Here is a 16,548-nt window from a genome sequence, read left to right on the forward strand (position 1 = left end):
GGAGAAGCTATGGCGTGATGCTGCCTGAAGCCGTGGAAGCAGGTTTAGCGAGTTGGGCTGTAATTTGATCCGTCCAGGCGTCGACAGCCGCCCAGTTCCGCAAGTCCCCGAACTGGCCACCGGTAAACCGGAACAAGACCCGGAGCGGTACTGGCATCTGATCGGACTGGTAGACACCGGAGAAGATTCTGTGGTCGCGAAGCGGAACTTCCTCGGGCAGAAGACCTCTCAGACGCTTCTGCTGCAGTGCCGCACCGCGCTTGCGGAACGGCTTGGGCAATGCATCTGACATCCCTACGTTGAAGGCCCAGACGGGTCGTTTGGCCAGCTCGGGTGCTAAGCGGGTGAAGAACAGCGCAGCCGGGGGTAGCCACGCCTGGTTGTGGATGGCGCTGCCGACTATGACAGCGTCGTAACCGGAGACAGAATCGACCTCCTCCACGGACCGGCACTCGACCGCGCCCAGTGCAACCGCAATACGGGAGGCCATGTGCTCGGCTATCTCCCTGGTGGAACCCAGCTCGCTTGCATAGGCCACAAGAACAGTCATAACGGGGCCTCCTTCCCTTCTCAGTCTCATGGAAGCTGAGCCGATTCGAACGTGCCATAAGTCCCGGCACGGGCAAGTTTCCCCCGCGTCGTTAGTTCTTCCGGTCCAGCAGCAGGTTGGTGATCCGCAGGGTGCACAGGCGCTGGCCGGCGTCGTTGGTGAGCAGGACCTCGTGCGTGGTCAGCGTTCCGCCCAGGTGGATGGGCGTGGCCGTGATGGTGATCTGCCCTTCGCGCGCTGACTTGTGGTGGGTCGCGGACACGTCCACACCCACCGCCGTCTTGCCCAGGGTGCTGGCGTGGATCACGGCGGCCCAGGACCCCACGGCCTCGCCCACGGCCAGTGACGCACCGCCGTGGAGCAGCCCGAACGACTGCCGGTTACCTTCCACAGGCATGGTGGCGACAACGCGCTCCACTGATTCCTCGAGGATTTTCACGCCCATTTTCTCGTCGAGTTCGCCCAGTGTGATTTTCCACAGTTCCGGGCTGCCTGTTTCGGGCTGCATGGCCACCTTTCTTTCCTTGGTCTTCCTCTAGTGTGCAGCAAGGCACATTCATGTACTGTAGACATATTACCGAACGGACGGTCAGTAATGCTCTGACCGTGAAGATCTTGCCCCCCGTTGGAAGGACCCGTCAACGATGACCACCACAGCAACTGCTCCGAAATCCTCACTGGACACTGTTGAGACAGTCCCCAGTTTCGTCCGGGACTCCTGGTGGACGCCCGACGCCGGAGCCGCGGCTTCCGCTGTTCCGGTCCTGGACGCCAGCACAGGAGAACTCCTCGCGAAGGTGAGCACCGAGGGACTGGACCTTGCCGACGTCGTGGATTACGGCCGCACCACCGGCCAGAAGGAACTCGGCACGCTGACCTTCCACCAGCGCGCCCTCAAGCTGAAGGAACTGGCGCAGTACCTGAACGCGCGCCGCGACCACTTCTACGAGCTGTCCGCGCAGACCGGTGCCACCAAGATCGATTCCATGGTGGACATCGACGGCGGCATCGGCGTGCTCTTCACCTTCGGCTCCAAGGGCCGCCGCGAGCTGCCCAACTCCCAGGTGGTGGTGGACGGCCCCATGGAGGTGCTGTCCCGCGACGGTTCCTTCGCCGGCGAGCACATCTACACCCGCATCCCGGGCGTCGCCGTGCAGATCAACGCCTTCAACTTCCCGGTGTGGGGCATGCTGGAGAAGTTCGCGCCCGCCTTCATCGCCGGCGTTCCCACCATCGTCAAGCCCGCAACTCCCACGGGCTACGTGGCCGCGGCCGTGGTCAAGGCCATGATCGAGTCCAACATCCTGCCGAAGGGCTCGCTGCAGCTCATCTCCGGCTCGGCCCGCACCATCCTGGACCACCTCGACTACCGCGACCTGGTGGCCTTCACCGGCTCCGCGTCGACGGCCAACGCGCTGAAGTCGCACCCGAACGTTGTGCAGGGCGGCGTCCGCTTCACCTCGGAGACGGACTCGCTCAACGCCGCCATCCTGGGCCCGGACGCGGTCAAGGGCACGCCCGAGTTCGACGCCTTCATCAAGTCCGTGGTCACCGAAATGACCGTCAAAGCCGGTCAGAAGTGCACCTCCATCCGGCGCACCATCGTGCCCCGGGAGCTGGTGTCCGACGTCGTTGCCGCCGTGGGTGCCCGCATCGAGGAACGCGTGGTGCTGGGTGATCCTCGTGCCGAGGGCGTCACCATGGGTGCGCTCGCTTCCCTTGAGCAGCTGGCCGATGTCCGCGCCGCTGTTCAGTCCATGCTCGACGCCGGCGGCGAGCTTGCGTACGGCACCCTCGATTCGCCGTCGGTCACCCGCGCCGACGGAGCCAAAGGCGTCGTCGAAGACGGTGCTTTCATGTCCCCGGTGCTGCTCAGCTGGGCGGACGCCGAAGCCGAGGAAGTCCACTCGCTGGAAGCCTTCGGCCCGGTGTCCTCGGTGATCGGCTACACCGACCTGGCCGACGCCGTGCGCCTCGCCGCCCGTGGCGGCGGCTCGTTGGTGGCTTCGGTGTGCACCAACGATCCCGAGGTCGCCCGCGAACTGGTCACCGGGATTGCCGCGCACCACGGCCGCGTGCTGATGCTCAACCGCGAGGACGCCCGCAGCTCCACCGGCCACGGTTCACCGGTCCCGCACCTGGTCCACGGCGGACCGGGACGCGCCGGCGGCGGCGAGGAACTGGGCGGCATCCGCTCGGTGATGCACCACATGCAGCGCACCGCCATCCAGGGCTCGCCCAACATGCTCACCGCCGTCACCGGCGTCTGGCACACGGGCGCGGACCGCAACTTCACGATTGAGACCGAAGGCACCCACCCGTTCCGGAAGTCGCTGGCGAGCCTGCACATCGGAGACGCTGTCCGGTCCGAGCTGCGCCAGGTCACGCTGGAGGACATCACCGCGTTCGCCAATTCCACGGGCGACACCTTCTACGCGCACACCAACCAGGCGGCCGCCGAAGCCAACCCGTTCTTCCCGGGCATCGTGGCGCATGGCTACCTGCTGCTGGCTTGGGGTGCCGGGCTGTTCGTCGAGCCGGCTCCGGGTCCCGTTCTGGCCAACTACGGCCTGGAGAGCCTGCGTTTCATCACTCCGGTGGCCGCGGGGGACTCCATCCGCGTCACCCTGACGGCGAAGAAGATCACCCCGCGCGAGACCGACGAGTACGGCGAGGTGGCCTGGGACGCCGTCCTGACCAACCAGAACGACGAAATCGTGGCCACCTACGACGTCCTCACCCTCGTGGAGAAGTAGCGCCCACCCGACGCTCTCTCACTTTTGGTGGGTTTCCCCCCAACGCTCTCTCACTTTTGGTGGGTTTTCCCCCGACGCTCTCTCACCCCGGTGAGAGAGCGTTGGGGGTTTGGGCGGCAGGATCTGAGAGAGGGTTTCGTAAGATCTTTCCGCCCTGCCCCGGCGTAAAATTTTCAGCGTAGGAGGTGGCGAAATGACCCTAGTATTGAACACAGCCACAACCGTCCTGCCCGTGGATGACAAAGAGCGCGCCCGTCGTTTTTACGCGGAAACACTCGGACTGCCTCATCGCGGCGTGGCAGATGACGGAAGCGAATTGTTTGGCAGCGGCGACGGCCCCATGCTGCAGCTGATGCCCGTAAAGGATGGCAGGCACTCCGAGCACACCACGCTGAGCTTTGAGGTCAGGGACATCGAGCGGACCGTTGATGAAATGGAAGCCCGCGGCGTCCGGTTCCAGGACTACGATCGCCCTGATCTGAAGACTGGCGAACACCACATTTGTACTACCGATTCCGAAAAATGCGCATGGTTCATGGACACAGAGAATAATATTCTCTGCGTTCACGAAACCCTCGGCATCCAGCAGGCCGAGTACCAGCTCTAGCGGCTGTGGGCCCCTGCCGGTGACCAGGCCGGCCAGGGCGAAGAAGACGGGCGTTCCGGCTCAGCGGGACGCCTTATCTTTTGCCTGCATCAGGATGACCCCTGCATCAGGATGACCCCTGCATCAGGATGACCCCTGCATCAGGATGACCCCTGCCTCAGGGCGACCAGGAATCACTCGGCCTCACGGCGATTCCGGCGGCGTGGACCACGGCGTCACCGGCCGTTCCTGCCTGACGCCGTCCACCGTGATGTCCGCCCGTTCGTTGAAGAAGCTCACCAGCCCATGGATCTGTGCGGCGTCGCGGAACCGCAGGTCGTACATCCACGCGATGTTCCGACCGTTTTCGGACTGCGGGTAGGTCCAGTAGCTTGCCGTTCCCTTGTACGGGCACACCGTCTTCTTGGGGCTGGCCTCCATGATGTCCAGCCGGACGTCCGCCGGAGGGATGTAGTAGCGCACCGGCAGCATGGTTTCGTACAGCAGCTGGGCACCGTTCGTGGTGGCCAGCGTAACGTCGTCGAGCCTGACTTCAACGGTGAGCGACGACGCCCGGATATCCACCCGGTGGAACGGATCACGGGGATGGCCGATGATTTCCTCATCGTCCTCCAGCCAGTCGAAGGCCTTGAAATCCAGCACCACATAGCCGGCGAGGTCGGGGTCCGCCGGCCGGAAGGCCGCCCGGGGCAGCCTCGCCCCGGAGGTCACGACGTCGAACTCCTCACCGGGCGCCGTGTGCCGGCCAAAACCGGTGCGCGGATCCAGCGCCGGGGGCCCGTCCGAGCCGAGCCTGAAACCGTGTTCCGTGACCTCGCCCCGCTCCTGCCGCGGCGGCGCGAGTTCGGCCCGAAGATCCACTTCGGGGACGGCATAGATGGGGGTGACGCGCTTGGGCTCCCACACCAGGAGTGCATATAAAGTGTCGACGACGGCGTTCCCGCCCACCATGGCACGGACCCTTTTGGCGGTGGGCTGGTAACGCAATTGGGGGAACGTGCCGAAGATGACTTCGGATAACTTCGTGGCCATGACTACAGGGTGATCGCCGCCATTCCCGCCGTCAATGACTGCCCTCGCAGCCGCGGTGAGGACGTGGGGGAGAACAGCGTCAGCGTGGCGCGCTGAGCCCCGTGAATGCCATTGTGATGACGTCGTCGGCCAGTTTCTCCGGCGACAGCGAGCCGCCGGGCTTGTACCATTCCACGATGGAGTTGATGGTGCCGAACAGCAGGCGGGTGACGGTGCGGGGGTCGATGTCCTCGCGGAGGGAGCCTTCATCGCGGGCGGCGGAGATCAGTTCCGCCACCTTGTGGTCGAAGGTGCGTCGGCGCTCCATCGCGTTACGCTCAATGTCCGTGTTGCCGCGCAGGCGCAGCAGCAGGGTGACGAACGGCAGGCGTTCCACCAGTACGGAGATGGTCTGGCGGAGGACGAATTCGAGCCGTGCGTCGGCGCTTCCGGTCTGGGCCTCCGGCTGGTCCAGGATGGCCTCGAGGCCGCCCAGGGCATGGTCAAGGGCGAGCTTGAGGAGGTCTCCCTTGGACGGCACGTGGTGATAGATGGCCGACTTGGAGATGCCCAGGTTTTCGGCAAGAATGCCCATGGACGTGGCGTCGTAGCCGTGGCGGTTGAAGACCTCGACGGCGATCTGCAGCACCGACTGCTGGTCGTATCCCGGGCGGCCGCGCTTGGTGGGTGCATCAGTTGTGGACATACCGGCTATTTTCTCATGAACGTTCGGTCATCCGGCGTAACCGGCGGGAGGCGCCCGCAAAAAACCCTTGCCTGGGGGATTCGCCGGTGCTAGAAACTTTGTATTAGGAACTTGCCGGCGCGGGGACCGGTCCAAACAATGGAACAGCTTCAAAGTCCGGGACTTCACAGACCGGGACGGGATCAGGCACATTGGGTTGCCCGGTAGACGGTTAGCCATCGGCACGTCACAGCGCTGTCGCGCATTGGCAGCAGTGCACTGAATGCCTCCCGAAAAGATGGTCCCCGGCTGCCGTAGCCGGGGACCATCCCCGTGTCGTGGGTTGAACGCCAGGGCCCTAAGTGTCCGTTCGCGCTATCCCTTGGGGCGCATGTCGTAGATCCGGCGCAGCTTGCCGCTGGAGCGTTCGAGCGAACCGGGCTCCACGATCTCCACCGTGCACGAAGAACCCACGTGGATCTTGATCTGTTCGCGCAGGGTGCGTGCCGCCGTCGTACTGTCCGCGGAGGTGACGTTCTCGCGGCATTCGATTTTGACCGTTAGCTGGTCCATCCGCTGGCCTTCGGGCCTGGTGAGCATCAGCTGGAAGTGCGGGCTGAGCTCGGGGATGCGCAGGGCGATTTCCTCGATCTGGGACGGGAAGAGGTTCACGCCGCGGAGGATGATCATGTCGTCGCTGCGGCCGGTGATGCGGCCCATCCGGCGGTGTGCCGGGCGCGCGGTGCCCGGGAGCAGCCGGGTGAGGTCCTTGGTGCGGTAGCGGATGATCGGCAGGGCTTCCTTGGTGAGCGAGGTGAACACCAGTTCGCCGTGCTCGCCGTCGCCCAGGACGTTCTCCTTGCCGGGCGCCGGGTTGAAGGCGTCGATGATCTCCGGGCGGAAGTGGTCCTCCCAGATGTGGCTGCCGTCCTGGGTTTCCACGGCTTCGCCGGCCACCCCGGGGCCCATGACCTCGGACAGGCCGTAGATGTCGCAGGCCTTGATGTTCATGGTCACTTCGAGCTCGTGGCGCATTTCCTGGGTCCACGGTTCGGCCCCGAGCACGGCGTACCTGAGCGACGTGGACGCGGGGTCGATGCCCTTGTGGGCCATCGCGTCGGCGATGGTGAGCAGGTACGTGGGGGTGGCCAGGATGACGTCCGGTTCGAAGTCCTGGATCATCTGGATCTGGCGTTCGGTCTGCCCGCCGGACATGGGAATCACGGTGCAGCCCAGCGCTTCGGCGCCGGCGTGGGCACCCAGGCCGCCGGTGAAGAGGCCGTAGCCGTAGGCGTTGTGGACCTTCATGCCGGGCCGGACGCCGGAGGCGCGGAAGCAGCGGGCCACGAGCTTGGCCCAGTCGGCCAGGTCCTTCTTGGTGTAGCCCACCACGGTGGGGCGTCCGGTGGTGCCGGAGCTGGCGTGGATCCGGGCCACCTGGTTCTGCGGTACCGCGAACATCCCGAACGGGTATTCCTGGCGCAGGTCGTCCTTGGTGGTGAACGGGAAGTTGCCCAGGTCCGCCAGTTCACGGAGGTCCGTGGGGTGCACGCCGGCTTCGTCGAACTTGCGCTTGTAGAGCGGGACGCGGTCGTACGCGTAGGCGACGGTGTGCTGGAGCCGGCTGAGCTGCAGGGTCTCCAGTTCGTCGCGGGACATGGTTTCTTCGGGGTCCAGTACGGCGCCGGTGGCGGAGGCTGGTTCAGTGGCGTGGAGGGTCATCTGGGTTCCCTGTTTCTATTTCTTGGAGATGGTGCGGCTGCGGCCGCGGAACTCGGCGATGAGCTCGCCCGGGGTGTCGGTAGCGGCAGCGTCCGCGGTGGAGCCGCCCGTGTTGGTGCCTGCGGCGTTGGTGCCTGCGGTGTTGGCGCCTGCGGCGACGTGTGGGTCTGCGGCGTAGATCTGGATGTCGTACAGTCCGCTGCGGCCCGAATGGGCGCGGCGGTTGGCGACGGCGGTGATCACCTGGCCCCGGAAAGCCGGCTTGAGGAAGTTGATGTCGACGCCGGCGGCCACGGTGATGGTGTCGGTCTCGGTCCCTGCTGCGCCGGGTGGCGGGCTGGCGGGGTTGCAGGCGAGGGCGAAGGCGGTATCGCCGAAGGCGAAGATCATTCCGCCGTGGGCCATGCCGAAGCCGTTGAGCATTTCCTGCCGGAGCGTCATGCGGATGGTGGCGTGCCCGTCGTCCAGCTTGAGGACTTCGATGCCCATCCATTCGGAGGCATAGTCGTCCTTCAGGATCTGGTGGGTTGCCCCGGGAATGGTTAGTTCAGCCATGCGTCATTGCCTCCAGCTTTATTTACCGAATGTTCATTAGGTAATCCCATTTTGGGGCATGCTGTCAAGAGCAGTCGATGATCGCGAGGCTGATTCCGGGCCCTATTCCGGCATTGAGCGGGGGTGAAGCGCCGCCAAGGCGCACCCTAAGGGCGGATCATCCCGCTGGACTACGGCGCGTCCGGCAGGCCTGCGATCCCGGTGCTCGCAGCGCGGACGGCATCGTCGATCCACAGCGGGATCGCGTCCCCGATCATCGGACGGATCAGGCCGATGGGTGCCTCGCGGCAGGCGAGAGCAACGATGCTGAGACCGCGCGGCGTCACCCGGCCGTAGCGGGCAAGGGTAAGCCGATTCAGGGTTTCGCCGACGGGGGCGTTGAGGTTTTCCAAGTCCGCCAGCAAGCCGGGCGGGGGGTTCTGCATGAGGTCGTTGTACCGGTACGCGGTCATCATCCGGGCGTCCAGGGGGTTCTCGCGGCAGAAGCGCGGGATGAGCAGGGCAGTCTCGACGATTGCTTCAACCGGGTCGCCGGCACTAACGCGCTCCAATTCCCGATGGAAACGCCCGATGGAGCGAACCCAGGCCGAGGCGAAGAGCGCCTCCCGGGAGCGGAAGCGGTGATAGATCGAACCGGACGGGGCGCCGAGCCTGGCAGTGACGTGAGCCACCGTCGCTGAGCGCCAGTGCTCGTGCACTGCGTGCATGGCCGCGTCGAGGATTTGCTCTCGGGTATACGAAGTGGGCGTTGGCATTTCCGTCATTCTATGGCATCTTGGAGATCAGCATCTAGAGAACCGTCTCTAGCTTTTGGGGGAAAGAACATGGTGCTTTCAAAACAACGCTTGCGGATCGCGGCCTTCTGGGGCGTAGTAGCCTCGGTCGCTCCTTATGCTGTGGTGAAGATTGCGTGGCTGGCAGGCTCTCAGGTTGGCATGCGGCCGGGAACCGGCGTGGGCGAGATGGATACACCGCGCTTCGTCAGCGGAAACATCCTGACCATCGGCATGGACCTGTCCGCTGTGGTGCTGGCCCTGGCGCTGATCCAACCGTGGGGACGGCGCCTGCCCGTGTGGTCCGTCATCGCCGTCGCCGGTGCTGCTACTGGCTTGCTCGCACCCATCTTGATCGGCGTTCCCCTGGGCAGTGCGCTTCAGTTGGTAATCGAAGGCAGCGTGACGTCCGGCGGTGAAGGAAACCTCGAGGGCTGGATGTTTGCGATCATTTATGGCGGGTTTGGCCTAATGGCTGTCGCACTGGCGATATTGCTGGCCCTGTACGCAGACGGCCGCTGGGGTAACCTCATCGCTACCGGGCCGCGACCCCCTGCGCACGCCGTCGTGACGGTCGTCTGCGGAATTGGAATGCTTTGGTTCGCTACGGCGATGGCCTACTGGGGCGTTTTCGGACCGGGAACCACCGGGCCGGCCGCCATGGGCTCGGTGGCGCAGCGAACAGTCCTTATTGTCACCGCGCTCGCCGCGGCCGGAGGGTTCCTTGCACCGCTCCTGGCTCGAGGCTCGGCATCCCGCGCACGGCCGGCAGCGCTGGTGACGTGGGTTGGTTGCGCCACAACGGCATTGCAGGGTCCCACCGGGCTTCTGTTGGCACATGACGGGCAGGTGTCGCCGCTTGGCGTCGCCCTGGCGGCCGTCGCGACCCCCACCGCCATAGTTTACGGTTTGGCCGTGCTGAGCAGCACGCGGCGCCGATACTCCCAAGCCCCCGCGGAGAAAGCGGGCCGGATCGCCCCCGGCGCCAACAAATGAAAGTATGGAAGGACGGAGCACCACCACGTCACTACCTAAGGGCGGATCATGGCCAAGGGGATTTACGTCAGCGCGACCACGCCGGGATCCGGCAAGTCGCTCATAGCGCTGGGGCTTGCGGACACGCTGCACCGGCATGCGGACCGCATTGGCTTCTTCAAGCCGGTGGTCCACGGCCCCGACGCCGCGTCGGACCCCATGGTGGCGCTGATGAAGTCCCGCTTCGATCTCGACGACGACCGCTGCCGCGGCGGCCTGACATATGCCGAGGTCCGTGCCCTGCTGGCCGAGGGAAACCGGGCGGAGATCGACGCCCGCTGCGTGGAGATCTTCGCCGAAATGTCACGGCACTGCGATGTGGTGATCGTGGAGGGCACCGACCTCACCGGCCAGGACGCCGCCGTCGAATTCGACCTCAACGCACGCCTCGCGAACAACCTGGCCGCCTCCGTCGTGGCGGTTGTCGGCGCGAAGGGGCGGACCGTCGAGGAGGCGGCTGACGCCGTCGAGGTTGCCCGCAAGGAACTGGCGGCGGAACGCTGCAGCCTGCTGGCCATCATGGTTAACCGCGCGGACCCGGAGGACGTGGACGGGATCGTCGCGGCCGTGAAGCCCGGCGCCTCCGGCCGGCCCGTGTATGTCTTCCCGGAGCTGGAGGACATTGCCCGGCCCACTACGGGCGAGGTGGCCACGGCCCTGGGGATCCGACAGGTGGCCGGCCGGCCGGACATGGAACGCGACGTCCACTCCATCAAGGTGGCGGCCATGAGCGTGGCCAACTTCCTGCACGTGCTCGACGACGGCGCACTGGTGATCGTGCCGGGTGACCGTGCGGATGTGATGGTCGCGTGCCTGGCGTCGTCGTTCTCGCCGGAGTTCCCGGTGCCGTCCGCGCTGATCCTCACCGGCGGCCTGGCCCCGGAACCCAACATCTACTCGCTGCTGGCGCAGGCGCCGTTCCCCGTGTTCGCCAGCCCGGACGACACCTACACCACCGCCAAACGGGTGTCCGAGGTCCGGAGCGAAATCTGGTCCGGGCACCGCCGCAAGGTGGCCTCCGCCGTCGGGCTGTGGGCCAGGCGCGTGGACGAGGCCGAGCTGGTGGAGCGCCTGCACCTGCCGCGGCTGGAGCGGATGACGCCGCTGCGGTTCCTGCACGACCTGATTGAACGGGCCAGGCTGCAGCGCCGGCACATCGTGCTGCCCGAGGGTAACGACGTGCGGATTTTGCGGGCCGCTGAGATCCTGCACCGGCGGGACGTCTGCGACCTCACCATCCTGGGCAACGAGTCGGATGTCCGTGAACTGGCCTCCACCCAGGGGATCGACCTCTCGGGAATGACGATCGTGGATCCCGCCACGTCCGGGCTGCGCCAGCAATTCGCCGAGAAGTACGCGGAGCTGCGCTCGCACAAGGGCGTGGACCTGGCCCGGGCCTTGGAGGTCATGCTGGACGGCAGCTACTTCGGCACCATGATGGTGCAGCTCGGCGTGGTGGACGGAATGGTCTCCGGTGCCGCGCACACCACCGCCCACACCATCCGCCCGGCCTTGGAGTTCGTAAAGACCCGGGACGGCGTGAAGATCGTTTCCTCGGTGTTCCTGATGCTGATGCCGGACCGGGTGCTGGTGTACGGGGACTGCGCGGTCAACCCGGACCCCAACGCGGAGCAGTTGGCGGACATCGCGCTGGCCTCGGCCGACACTGCCACGCAGTTCGGCGTGGACCCGCGGGTGGCCATGCTGTCCTACTCCACCGGCGGGTCCGGGACCGGCGAGGCTGTGGACAAAGTCCGGCAGGCCACCGAACTGGTGAAGACGCGCCGCCCGGATCTCGCCGTCGAGGGCCCCATCCAGTACGACGCCGCCGTGGACGCCGCCATTGCCCAGTCCAAGATGCCGGGCTCGTCCGTCGCCGGGCAGGCCACGGTGTTCATCTTCCCGGACCTCAACACGGGCAACAACACCTACAAGGCGGTGCAACAGTCCTCGGGAGCGGTCGCCGTCGGGCCTGTCCTGCAAGGGCTTCGCAAGCCGGTGAACGACCTGTCCCGCGGCTGCACCGTGGAGGACATCGTGAACACGGTGGCCATCACCGCCGTGCAGGCGCAGTCCGTGGAGCCCGCCGCCGAGCCGGAACCCGCAGCCGCGCACGCGTAGCCGCGGTCATTCGGCGGCCGGCGCGGGTACGGGCGCCGAATGCAGTACCCGGGCACCGGATGCAGCACCCGGTCGCGGAATGCAGTACCCGGGCACGGCGGCCGGCGCCGTCAGCTGTTTTCGGGCTCCGCCGGGCTGTCAGGATCCTCCTGCTTGGCCGGCTCGTTGGCCGGGCCCTCGGGCGTGAGATCCAGCTCTTCCGGATTCTCGGGCGGCTCCGGGGCCTCGCCCACCTCGGCGGCCTTGACGTTGCCAGTGTCGTCCAAGGCAGGGTTGGCACCTTCGACGCCGGTGGGATCCGGCTTCTTGGCCCCGGTGCCCGGCTCGTTGCTGTCCGGCTGGGAAGTGCTATCAGTCATGGCAAAGTCCTCCGTGCGTTGTCCAACTGGTCCGCCGACTCTAGGCTCCCGCCGGACCTTTCGCAACGGCTGGGGTTTCCCACCATCGTCTGGGACGGACAGCCTGAGAAACGCCCGGTTTGCTAAGACAGGTTTGTGTGAGTACATCCACAGATGTACTTTGGTGGAATGGAAACGCTCACCAAGGCTCCCGTGCTGGCCCGGTTCGGATACGCGGTCTCGGACCCAACCCGGGCCCGGATCCTCCTGGCCCTTTCAGATGCCCCGTCCTATCCTTCGGATCTGGCCGACTCCCTGGGGGTGTCGCGGCAGAGCATGTCCAACCACCTGACGTGCCTGCGCGGCTGCGGACTTGTGGTCGCCGTCCCGGATGGCCGCCGTAGTCGGTATGAACTCGCGGACGCCCGGCTGGGCCACGCAATCAGGGACCTGATCGGTGTTGTCCTCGCGGTGGATCCGTCCTGCTGCGCCCCGGACGGGGAGTGCTTCGCATGACGGTCCTGGTGAACACGTTGAGCCCGGAACGCCGTGCGGTACTGAGCCGCAGGATCCGGCTGTTCGCTGCCGCGACCATCACTTACAACCTCGTCGAGGCGGTGGTGGCCCTGTGGGCCGGCGGCGTCGCGGACTCCTCCGCCCTGATCGGTTTCGGACTGGATTCGGTCATCGAGGTGGCGTCCGCGCTGGCGTTGTCCTGGCAGTTTTCCGCCAAGGACCCGGAACGGCGTGAGCATTTGACGCTGCGGATCATCGCGGTGTCCTTCTTCGCCCTCGCGGCGTTCGTCACCGTCGACGCGGTTAGGTCACTCACTGGCGGAGGAGAGGCCCAGCACTCCACGCCAGGGATCGTGATTGCGGCCCTGAGCCTGGCCGTCATGCCGGTCCTGTCCTGGGCACAGCGCCGCGCGGGCCGGGAACTTGGCTCCAAGACGGCGGTCGCGGACTCAAAGCAGACATTGTTGTGCACGTATCTCTCTGCGGTGTTGCTGGCGGGGCTTGTCCTGAATAGCACGCTGGGATGGTGGTGGGCGGATGCCGGCGCCGCACTGGTGATCGCAGCCATCGCCATCCGGGAAGGCATCAACGCCTGGCGCGGCGATGTCTGCTGCACGGTCCCCAGCACCGCCGGCACGGTCCACAACACCGCCGCTGCCCACCCGGCCGCCGGCACCGTCCCCAACACCGGCACCGTCCCCAACACCGGCACGGCCCCCAACACCACCGGCACCGCCCACGGCGCCAGCACGGACGGCTGCTGTGCCGGGTGTGAATCCGAGGAGGGGCCGCAGGCCCTGACGCTGAACACCCGCAGGAAGGTCTGACCCATGGGGAGCGGGCACGACCACTCACACGGTGCCGCCGGTGCCGCCAGTCAGCGCGGCAAACTGGTCATCGTCTTCGGCGTCACCTTCGCGGTGATGGTCGCTGAAATCATCGGCTCCGTCCTGACCGGAAGCCTGGCGCTGCTGGCGGACGCAGGGCACATGTTCACCGATTCGGCCGGGTTGCTCATCGCACTGATCGCGTCATCGCTGGCTTTGAAGCCTGCCACCTTGAAACGGACGTGGGGGTACAAGCGCGCCGAAATCATCGCCGCCGCCGGGCAGGCAGCCCTTCTGCTGGGCGTGGGCGGATTCGTCATCATCGAAGGCATCCGGCGGCTCTTCGAACCCCCGGAAGTCGGCGGGTCCACCATGCTGTGGTTCGGCATCATCGGCCTGGCGGGCAACGCCATCGGCCTGATCGTCCTGGCCTCGGGCCGGCACCACAACTTCAATATGAAGGCGGCCTTCCTCGAGGTCCTCAACGACGCCCTCGGATCGGTGGCCGTCATCGTCGCCGCGGTGGTCATCGCGCTCACCGGCTGGACAAGGGCCGATGCCGTCGTGTCCCTGCTGATCGGCGCGCTGATCATTCCCCGCACCCTGAAGCTGCTCCGCGACACCACCGACGTGCTAATGGAAAGCGTGCCCCGGGGCCTGGACCTGGGCAAGGTCCGCGAACACATCCTGGCCCTGCCGCACGTCATCGACGTCCACGACCTGCACGCTTCCCTCGTCGGCTCCGGAACACCGGTGCTCTCCGCCCACGTCACCGTCCAGGACCCGTGCATGAGGGACGGCCACGCCGCGACCATCCTGGCGGACCTGCAGCACTGCGTCGCGGAACACTTCGACGTCAGCGTCGAACACTCCACTTTCCAGATAGAACCCGCCGCCCACCGCGACCAGGAAAGCATGCCCCACTAAATGACACCAGCACCGTCCACGCCCGCGAACACCACCGACCCCGCCCGGAAAGTCCGCCTGGTCCTCTGGGTCCTGATGGCAGTTGTCGTCGGCGGCGGCCTGATCTGGTACGCGGTCTTCACGGCCACCAAACCGACCCCGGAGGCCGTGCAGCCTGCGGTCGACGCCCAGCTCGTGCGCGAGGACAGTCACCGGGTCACGAAGCCGGCCACCGAAAAGGCGCAGCTGGTTGAATTCCTGGACTTTGAGTGTGAGTCCTGCCGTGTGGCAGTGCCGCTGGTGGAGGAACTGAAGAAGGACTACGGTGACCGGGTCACCTTCGTGAACCGGTACTTTCCCCTACCCGGGCACCGGAACTCCGGCACCGCCGCCCTCGCCGTCGAAGCCGCCGCCCAGCAGGGAAAATACGAACAGATGTACACCAAGATGTTCGAAACCCAGCCGCAGTGGGGTGAAAAGCAGGATTCCCAGGCGGCCCTGTTCCGCACCTACGCGCAAGAGCTCGGGCTGGACCTGGGCAAATACGATGCCGCCGTCGCCGATGAGGCAACCAAGGACCGGATCCGCAAAGACGTTGCCGACGGTACCGCCTTGGGCGTCACGGGCACTCCCACGTTCTTCCTTGACGGCGAAAAACTGACACTGAACTCGGAGGAACAATTCCGGCAGTTGCTTGATGACGCCGCAAAATAGCCAGCGCCAGCCCAACAGCCGAGCCCGCCCAATAGCCAGCGCCAGCCCAACAGCCGGGCCCGCCCAACAGCAGTGCCTTGCAACAGCAGTGCCCGGGCGGTCAGGTGCGGGCGGCGCCTTGTTTAGGACTGCCCGGTAATCGTCAGGACGATCAGGACGCAGTTCAGGCCAACGATCAACGTTGCGCTGGTCCAGCCGGCGATCTTCAGCGCCGTGGAGTCTGCGTGGATTCCCATGACGTCCCGTTTCCCGGTCAGCCGGATCAGAGGAATCAGGGCGAACGGTATCCCGAAGCTGAGCAGAACCTGACTCAGCACCAGGGCGAGGGTCGGCTCAATGCCCGCGCCGAGAATGACCAGTGCCGGTATCAGCGTAAGCACCCGGCGGGTCAGCAGCGGCACCCGGATCTTGAGCAGGCCGCCCATGATTGTCGCTCCCGCGTAGCAGCCCACCGAGGTGGAGGCCAGACCTGAAGCCAGCAGCCCGATCGCGAACACCACGCCGATCACGGGGCCAAGGGCTGACGTCACGGCAGCGTGGGCGCCGGCAATGGTATCCGTTCCCTCAATGCCCCGCAGGCTGGACGCGGCCAGCAGGAGCATGGCGATGTTCACCACACCGGCCAGCAACAGGGCTCCGGCCACATCGAAGCGCGTGGCACGGATCAGCCGGGTCCTGACGGCAGGGTCCTCGGAGAAACCGTGCCTGTCCCGGGCCAGGGCAGAGTGCAGGTAGATTGCGTGCGGCATCACCGTCGCGCCGAGCATGCTGGCCGCGAGCAGGACCGTGTCCGTCCCCTCGAAACGGGGCACTAGACCTGACAGTGCGCCTCCCGCGTCCGGGGGGTTGACGAAAAGCCCGGACACGAACCCGACGGCGATAATCCCGAGCAGGATCAGGATCGCGTATTCGAAGGATTTCTGGCCGCGGGCGGACTGCAGTGCCAGCAGCAGCATGGACGCGAGCCCGATGATGAGGCCGCCGGCCAGCAAGGGAAGCCCGAAGAGCAGGTTCAAGGCAACGGCGCCGCCGATGACTTCTGCCATGTCCGTGGCCCCGGCAACCACTTCAGCCTGGACCCAGTACAGCCGCCGCCGACGGGTACCAAGGCGTTTGCCAAGAATTTCCGGGAGGCTGAGCCCCGTCGCCAGACCAAGCTTGGCCGACTGATACTGCACCAGGACCGCCATGGCATTCGCAGCCACCAGCACCCAGACCAGCAGATAGCCGTAGTTCGCGCCCGCCGTGAGATTCGCCGCGACGTTTCCCGGATCCACATACGCAATGGCGGCAACGAAGGCCGGCCCCATCAGCAGCAGCCGCGACCAACGCCCGTTCGTGGCCGGGCGGGCCGGAAGAGTGGTGGTGGTCATCGTCGTTCCTCGTCATCGGGGTCCTGTTAGGACGAGGATAGCGTTAATTTAGGTGTACC

General features: G+C 66.0%; 17 protein-coding genes. 8 read left to right on the plus strand and 9 right to left on the minus strand.

Features of this window, described 5'->3' with window-relative positions:
* Nucleotides 1-7 precede the first annotated feature (7 nt).
* Together AC1DRE_RS09015 and AC1DRE_RS09020 are read right to left on the minus strand one after the other, a co-directional pair.
* Entirely contained in the window at nucleotides 8-550 is a 543-nt protein-coding gene (locus tag AC1DRE_RS09015; RefSeq protein WP_476984300.1) for a flavodoxin domain-containing protein, read from the minus strand.
* Between the two features lie 91 nt (nucleotides 551-641).
* Nucleotides 642-1,058: a PaaI family thioesterase gene (locus tag AC1DRE_RS09020; RefSeq protein ID WP_476984301.1), complete on the minus strand. Its 417-nt coding sequence runs from the start codon at nucleotides 1,056-1,058 to the stop codon at nucleotides 642-644.
* A gap of 136 nt (nucleotides 1,059-1,194) precedes the next feature.
* On the opposite strand from AC1DRE_RS09020, the gene paaZ reads away from it, so the two are divergent.
* Both paaZ and AC1DRE_RS09030 read left to right on the plus strand, forming a co-directional pair.
* Nucleotides 1,195-3,306, plus strand: a complete 2,112-nt coding sequence (paaZ, locus tag AC1DRE_RS09025; protein ID WP_476984302.1) for a phenylacetic acid degradation bifunctional protein PaaZ — start codon at nucleotides 1,195-1,197, stop codon at nucleotides 3,304-3,306.
* A 193-nt stretch (nucleotides 3,307-3,499) separates the two neighbouring features.
* Nucleotides 3,500-3,913, plus strand: coding sequence for a VOC family protein (locus tag AC1DRE_RS09030; protein WP_055804662.1), 414 nt, complete (start codon nucleotides 3,500-3,502; stop codon nucleotides 3,911-3,913).
* Between the two features lie 183 nt (nucleotides 3,914-4,096).
* On the opposite strand, the gene AC1DRE_RS09035 is transcribed toward AC1DRE_RS09030, so the two are convergent.
* From AC1DRE_RS09035 to AC1DRE_RS09055, 5 genes are all read right to left on the minus strand, one after another.
* Complete coding sequence (locus tag AC1DRE_RS09035; RefSeq protein ID WP_476984303.1) at nucleotides 4,097-4,945, minus strand: DUF427 domain-containing protein; 849 nt, start codon at nucleotides 4,943-4,945, stop codon at nucleotides 4,097-4,099.
* Between the two features lie 79 nt (nucleotides 4,946-5,024).
* Nucleotides 5,025-5,630 carry a TetR/AcrR family transcriptional regulator gene (locus AC1DRE_RS09040; protein ID WP_476984304.1) on the minus strand — a complete coding sequence of 202 codons (606 nt, stop codon included), beginning with the start codon at nucleotides 5,628-5,630 and terminating at the stop codon, nucleotides 5,025-5,027.
* A 354-nt stretch (nucleotides 5,631-5,984) separates the two neighbouring features.
* On the minus strand, nucleotides 5,985-7,331 hold the full coding sequence (gene paaK, locus AC1DRE_RS09045) for a phenylacetate--CoA ligase PaaK (RefSeq protein WP_476984305.1): 1,347 nt from the start codon (nucleotides 7,329-7,331) through the stop codon (nucleotides 5,985-5,987).
* Between the two features lie 15 nt (nucleotides 7,332-7,346).
* Nucleotides 7,347-7,886 (minus strand): hotdog fold thioesterase, encoded by a 540-nt coding sequence (locus tag AC1DRE_RS09050; RefSeq protein WP_476984306.1) that lies wholly within the window; start codon nucleotides 7,884-7,886, stop codon nucleotides 7,347-7,349.
* Nucleotides 7,887-8,056: 170 nt separating this feature from the next.
* On the minus strand, nucleotides 8,057-8,641 hold the full coding sequence (locus AC1DRE_RS09055; protein WP_476984307.1) for a TetR/AcrR family transcriptional regulator: 585 nt from the start codon (nucleotides 8,639-8,641) through the stop codon (nucleotides 8,057-8,059).
* A gap of 69 nt (nucleotides 8,642-8,710) precedes the next feature.
* Between AC1DRE_RS09055 and AC1DRE_RS09060 the strand changes: the two genes are divergently transcribed.
* On the plus strand, nucleotides 8,711-9,655 hold the full coding sequence (locus tag AC1DRE_RS09060) for a hypothetical protein (protein WP_476984308.1): 945 nt from the start codon (nucleotides 8,711-8,713) through the stop codon (nucleotides 9,653-9,655).
* Between the two features lie 48 nt (nucleotides 9,656-9,703).
* A complete protein-coding gene (pta, locus tag AC1DRE_RS09065; RefSeq protein WP_476984309.1) occupies nucleotides 9,704-11,815 on the plus strand; it encodes a phosphate acetyltransferase in 2,112 nt (703 codons plus the stop codon).
* 110 nt (nucleotides 11,816-11,925) lie between these two features.
* Here the strand turns inward: pta and AC1DRE_RS09070 are convergent, their stop codons facing one another.
* Nucleotides 11,926-12,174, minus strand: coding sequence for a hypothetical protein (locus AC1DRE_RS09070; RefSeq protein ID WP_476984310.1), 249 nt, complete (start codon nucleotides 12,172-12,174; stop codon nucleotides 11,926-11,928).
* A gap of 168 nt (nucleotides 12,175-12,342) precedes the next feature.
* On the opposite strand from AC1DRE_RS09070, the gene AC1DRE_RS09075 reads away from it, so the two are divergent.
* From AC1DRE_RS09075 to AC1DRE_RS09090, 4 genes are read left to right on the plus strand one after another with little or no spacing between them, the layout of a single operon-like run.
* Complete coding sequence (locus AC1DRE_RS09075) at nucleotides 12,343-12,669, plus strand: ArsR/SmtB family transcription factor (RefSeq protein ID WP_364125139.1); 327 nt, start codon at nucleotides 12,343-12,345, stop codon at nucleotides 12,667-12,669.
* On the plus strand, nucleotides 12,666-13,496 hold the full coding sequence (locus AC1DRE_RS09080) for a cation diffusion facilitator family transporter (protein ID WP_476984311.1): 831 nt from the start codon (nucleotides 12,666-12,668) through the stop codon (nucleotides 13,494-13,496). Before AC1DRE_RS09075 ends, AC1DRE_RS09080 begins: the two co-directional genes overlap by 4 nt.
* Before the next feature lie 3 nt (nucleotides 13,497-13,499).
* A complete protein-coding gene (locus tag AC1DRE_RS09085) occupies nucleotides 13,500-14,423 on the plus strand; it encodes a cation diffusion facilitator family transporter (RefSeq protein WP_476984312.1) in 924 nt (307 codons plus the stop codon).
* Nucleotides 14,424-15,116 (plus strand): DsbA family protein, encoded by a 693-nt coding sequence (locus AC1DRE_RS09090; RefSeq protein ID WP_476984313.1) that lies wholly within the window; start codon nucleotides 14,424-14,426, stop codon nucleotides 15,114-15,116.
* Between the two features lie 122 nt (nucleotides 15,117-15,238).
* On the opposite strand, the gene AC1DRE_RS09095 is transcribed toward AC1DRE_RS09090, so the two are convergent.
* Nucleotides 15,239-16,489 (minus strand): Nramp family divalent metal transporter, encoded by a 1,251-nt coding sequence (locus tag AC1DRE_RS09095; RefSeq protein WP_476984314.1) that lies wholly within the window; start codon nucleotides 16,487-16,489, stop codon nucleotides 15,239-15,241.
* Nucleotides 16,490-16,548: the final 59 nt, after the last annotated feature.

The sequence above is a fragment of the Arthrobacter sp. P4_H3 genome, assembly GCF_056400885.1.

Coding starts and splice junctions, on each gene's coding strand:
- AC1DRE_RS09015 (WP_476984300.1), bottom strand. CDS start 550: ATGACTGTTCTTGTGGCCTATGCAAGCGAGCTGGGTTCCACCAGGGAG.
- AC1DRE_RS09020 (WP_476984301.1), bottom strand. CDS start 1,058: ATGCAGCCCGAAACAGGCAGCCCGGAACTGTGGAAAATCACACTGGGC.
- paaZ (WP_476984302.1), top strand. CDS start 1,195: ATGACCACCACAGCAACTGCTCCGAAATCCTCACTGGACACTGTTGAG.
- AC1DRE_RS09030 (WP_055804662.1), top strand. CDS start 3,500: ATGACCCTAGTATTGAACACAGCCACAACCGTCCTGCCCGTGGATGAC.
- AC1DRE_RS09035 (WP_476984303.1), bottom strand. CDS start 4,945: ATGGCCACGAAGTTATCCGAAGTCATCTTCGGCACGTTCCCCCAATTG.
- AC1DRE_RS09040 (WP_476984304.1), bottom strand. CDS start 5,630: ATGTCCACAACTGATGCACCCACCAAGCGCGGCCGCCCGGGATACGAC.
- paaK (WP_476984305.1), bottom strand. CDS start 7,331: ATGACCCTCCACGCCACTGAACCAGCCTCCGCCACCGGCGCCGTACTG.
- AC1DRE_RS09050 (WP_476984306.1), bottom strand. CDS start 7,886: ATGGCTGAACTAACCATTCCCGGGGCAACCCACCAGATCCTGAAGGAC.
- AC1DRE_RS09055 (WP_476984307.1), bottom strand. CDS start 8,641: ATGCCAACGCCCACTTCGTATACCCGAGAGCAAATCCTCGACGCGGCC.
- AC1DRE_RS09060 (WP_476984308.1), top strand. CDS start 8,711: ATGGTGCTTTCAAAACAACGCTTGCGGATCGCGGCCTTCTGGGGCGTA.
- pta (WP_476984309.1), top strand. CDS start 9,704: ATGGCCAAGGGGATTTACGTCAGCGCGACCACGCCGGGATCCGGCAAG.
- AC1DRE_RS09070 (WP_476984310.1), bottom strand. CDS start 12,174: ATGACTGATAGCACTTCCCAGCCGGACAGCAACGAGCCGGGCACCGGG.
- AC1DRE_RS09075 (WP_364125139.1), top strand. CDS start 12,343: ATGGAAACGCTCACCAAGGCTCCCGTGCTGGCCCGGTTCGGATACGCG.
- AC1DRE_RS09080 (WP_476984311.1), top strand. CDS start 12,666: ATGACGGTCCTGGTGAACACGTTGAGCCCGGAACGCCGTGCGGTACTG.
- AC1DRE_RS09085 (WP_476984312.1), top strand. CDS start 13,500: ATGGGGAGCGGGCACGACCACTCACACGGTGCCGCCGGTGCCGCCAGT.
- AC1DRE_RS09090 (WP_476984313.1), top strand. CDS start 14,424: ATGACACCAGCACCGTCCACGCCCGCGAACACCACCGACCCCGCCCGG.
- AC1DRE_RS09095 (WP_476984314.1), bottom strand. CDS start 16,489: ATGACCACCACCACTCTTCCGGCCCGCCCGGCCACGAACGGGCGTTGG.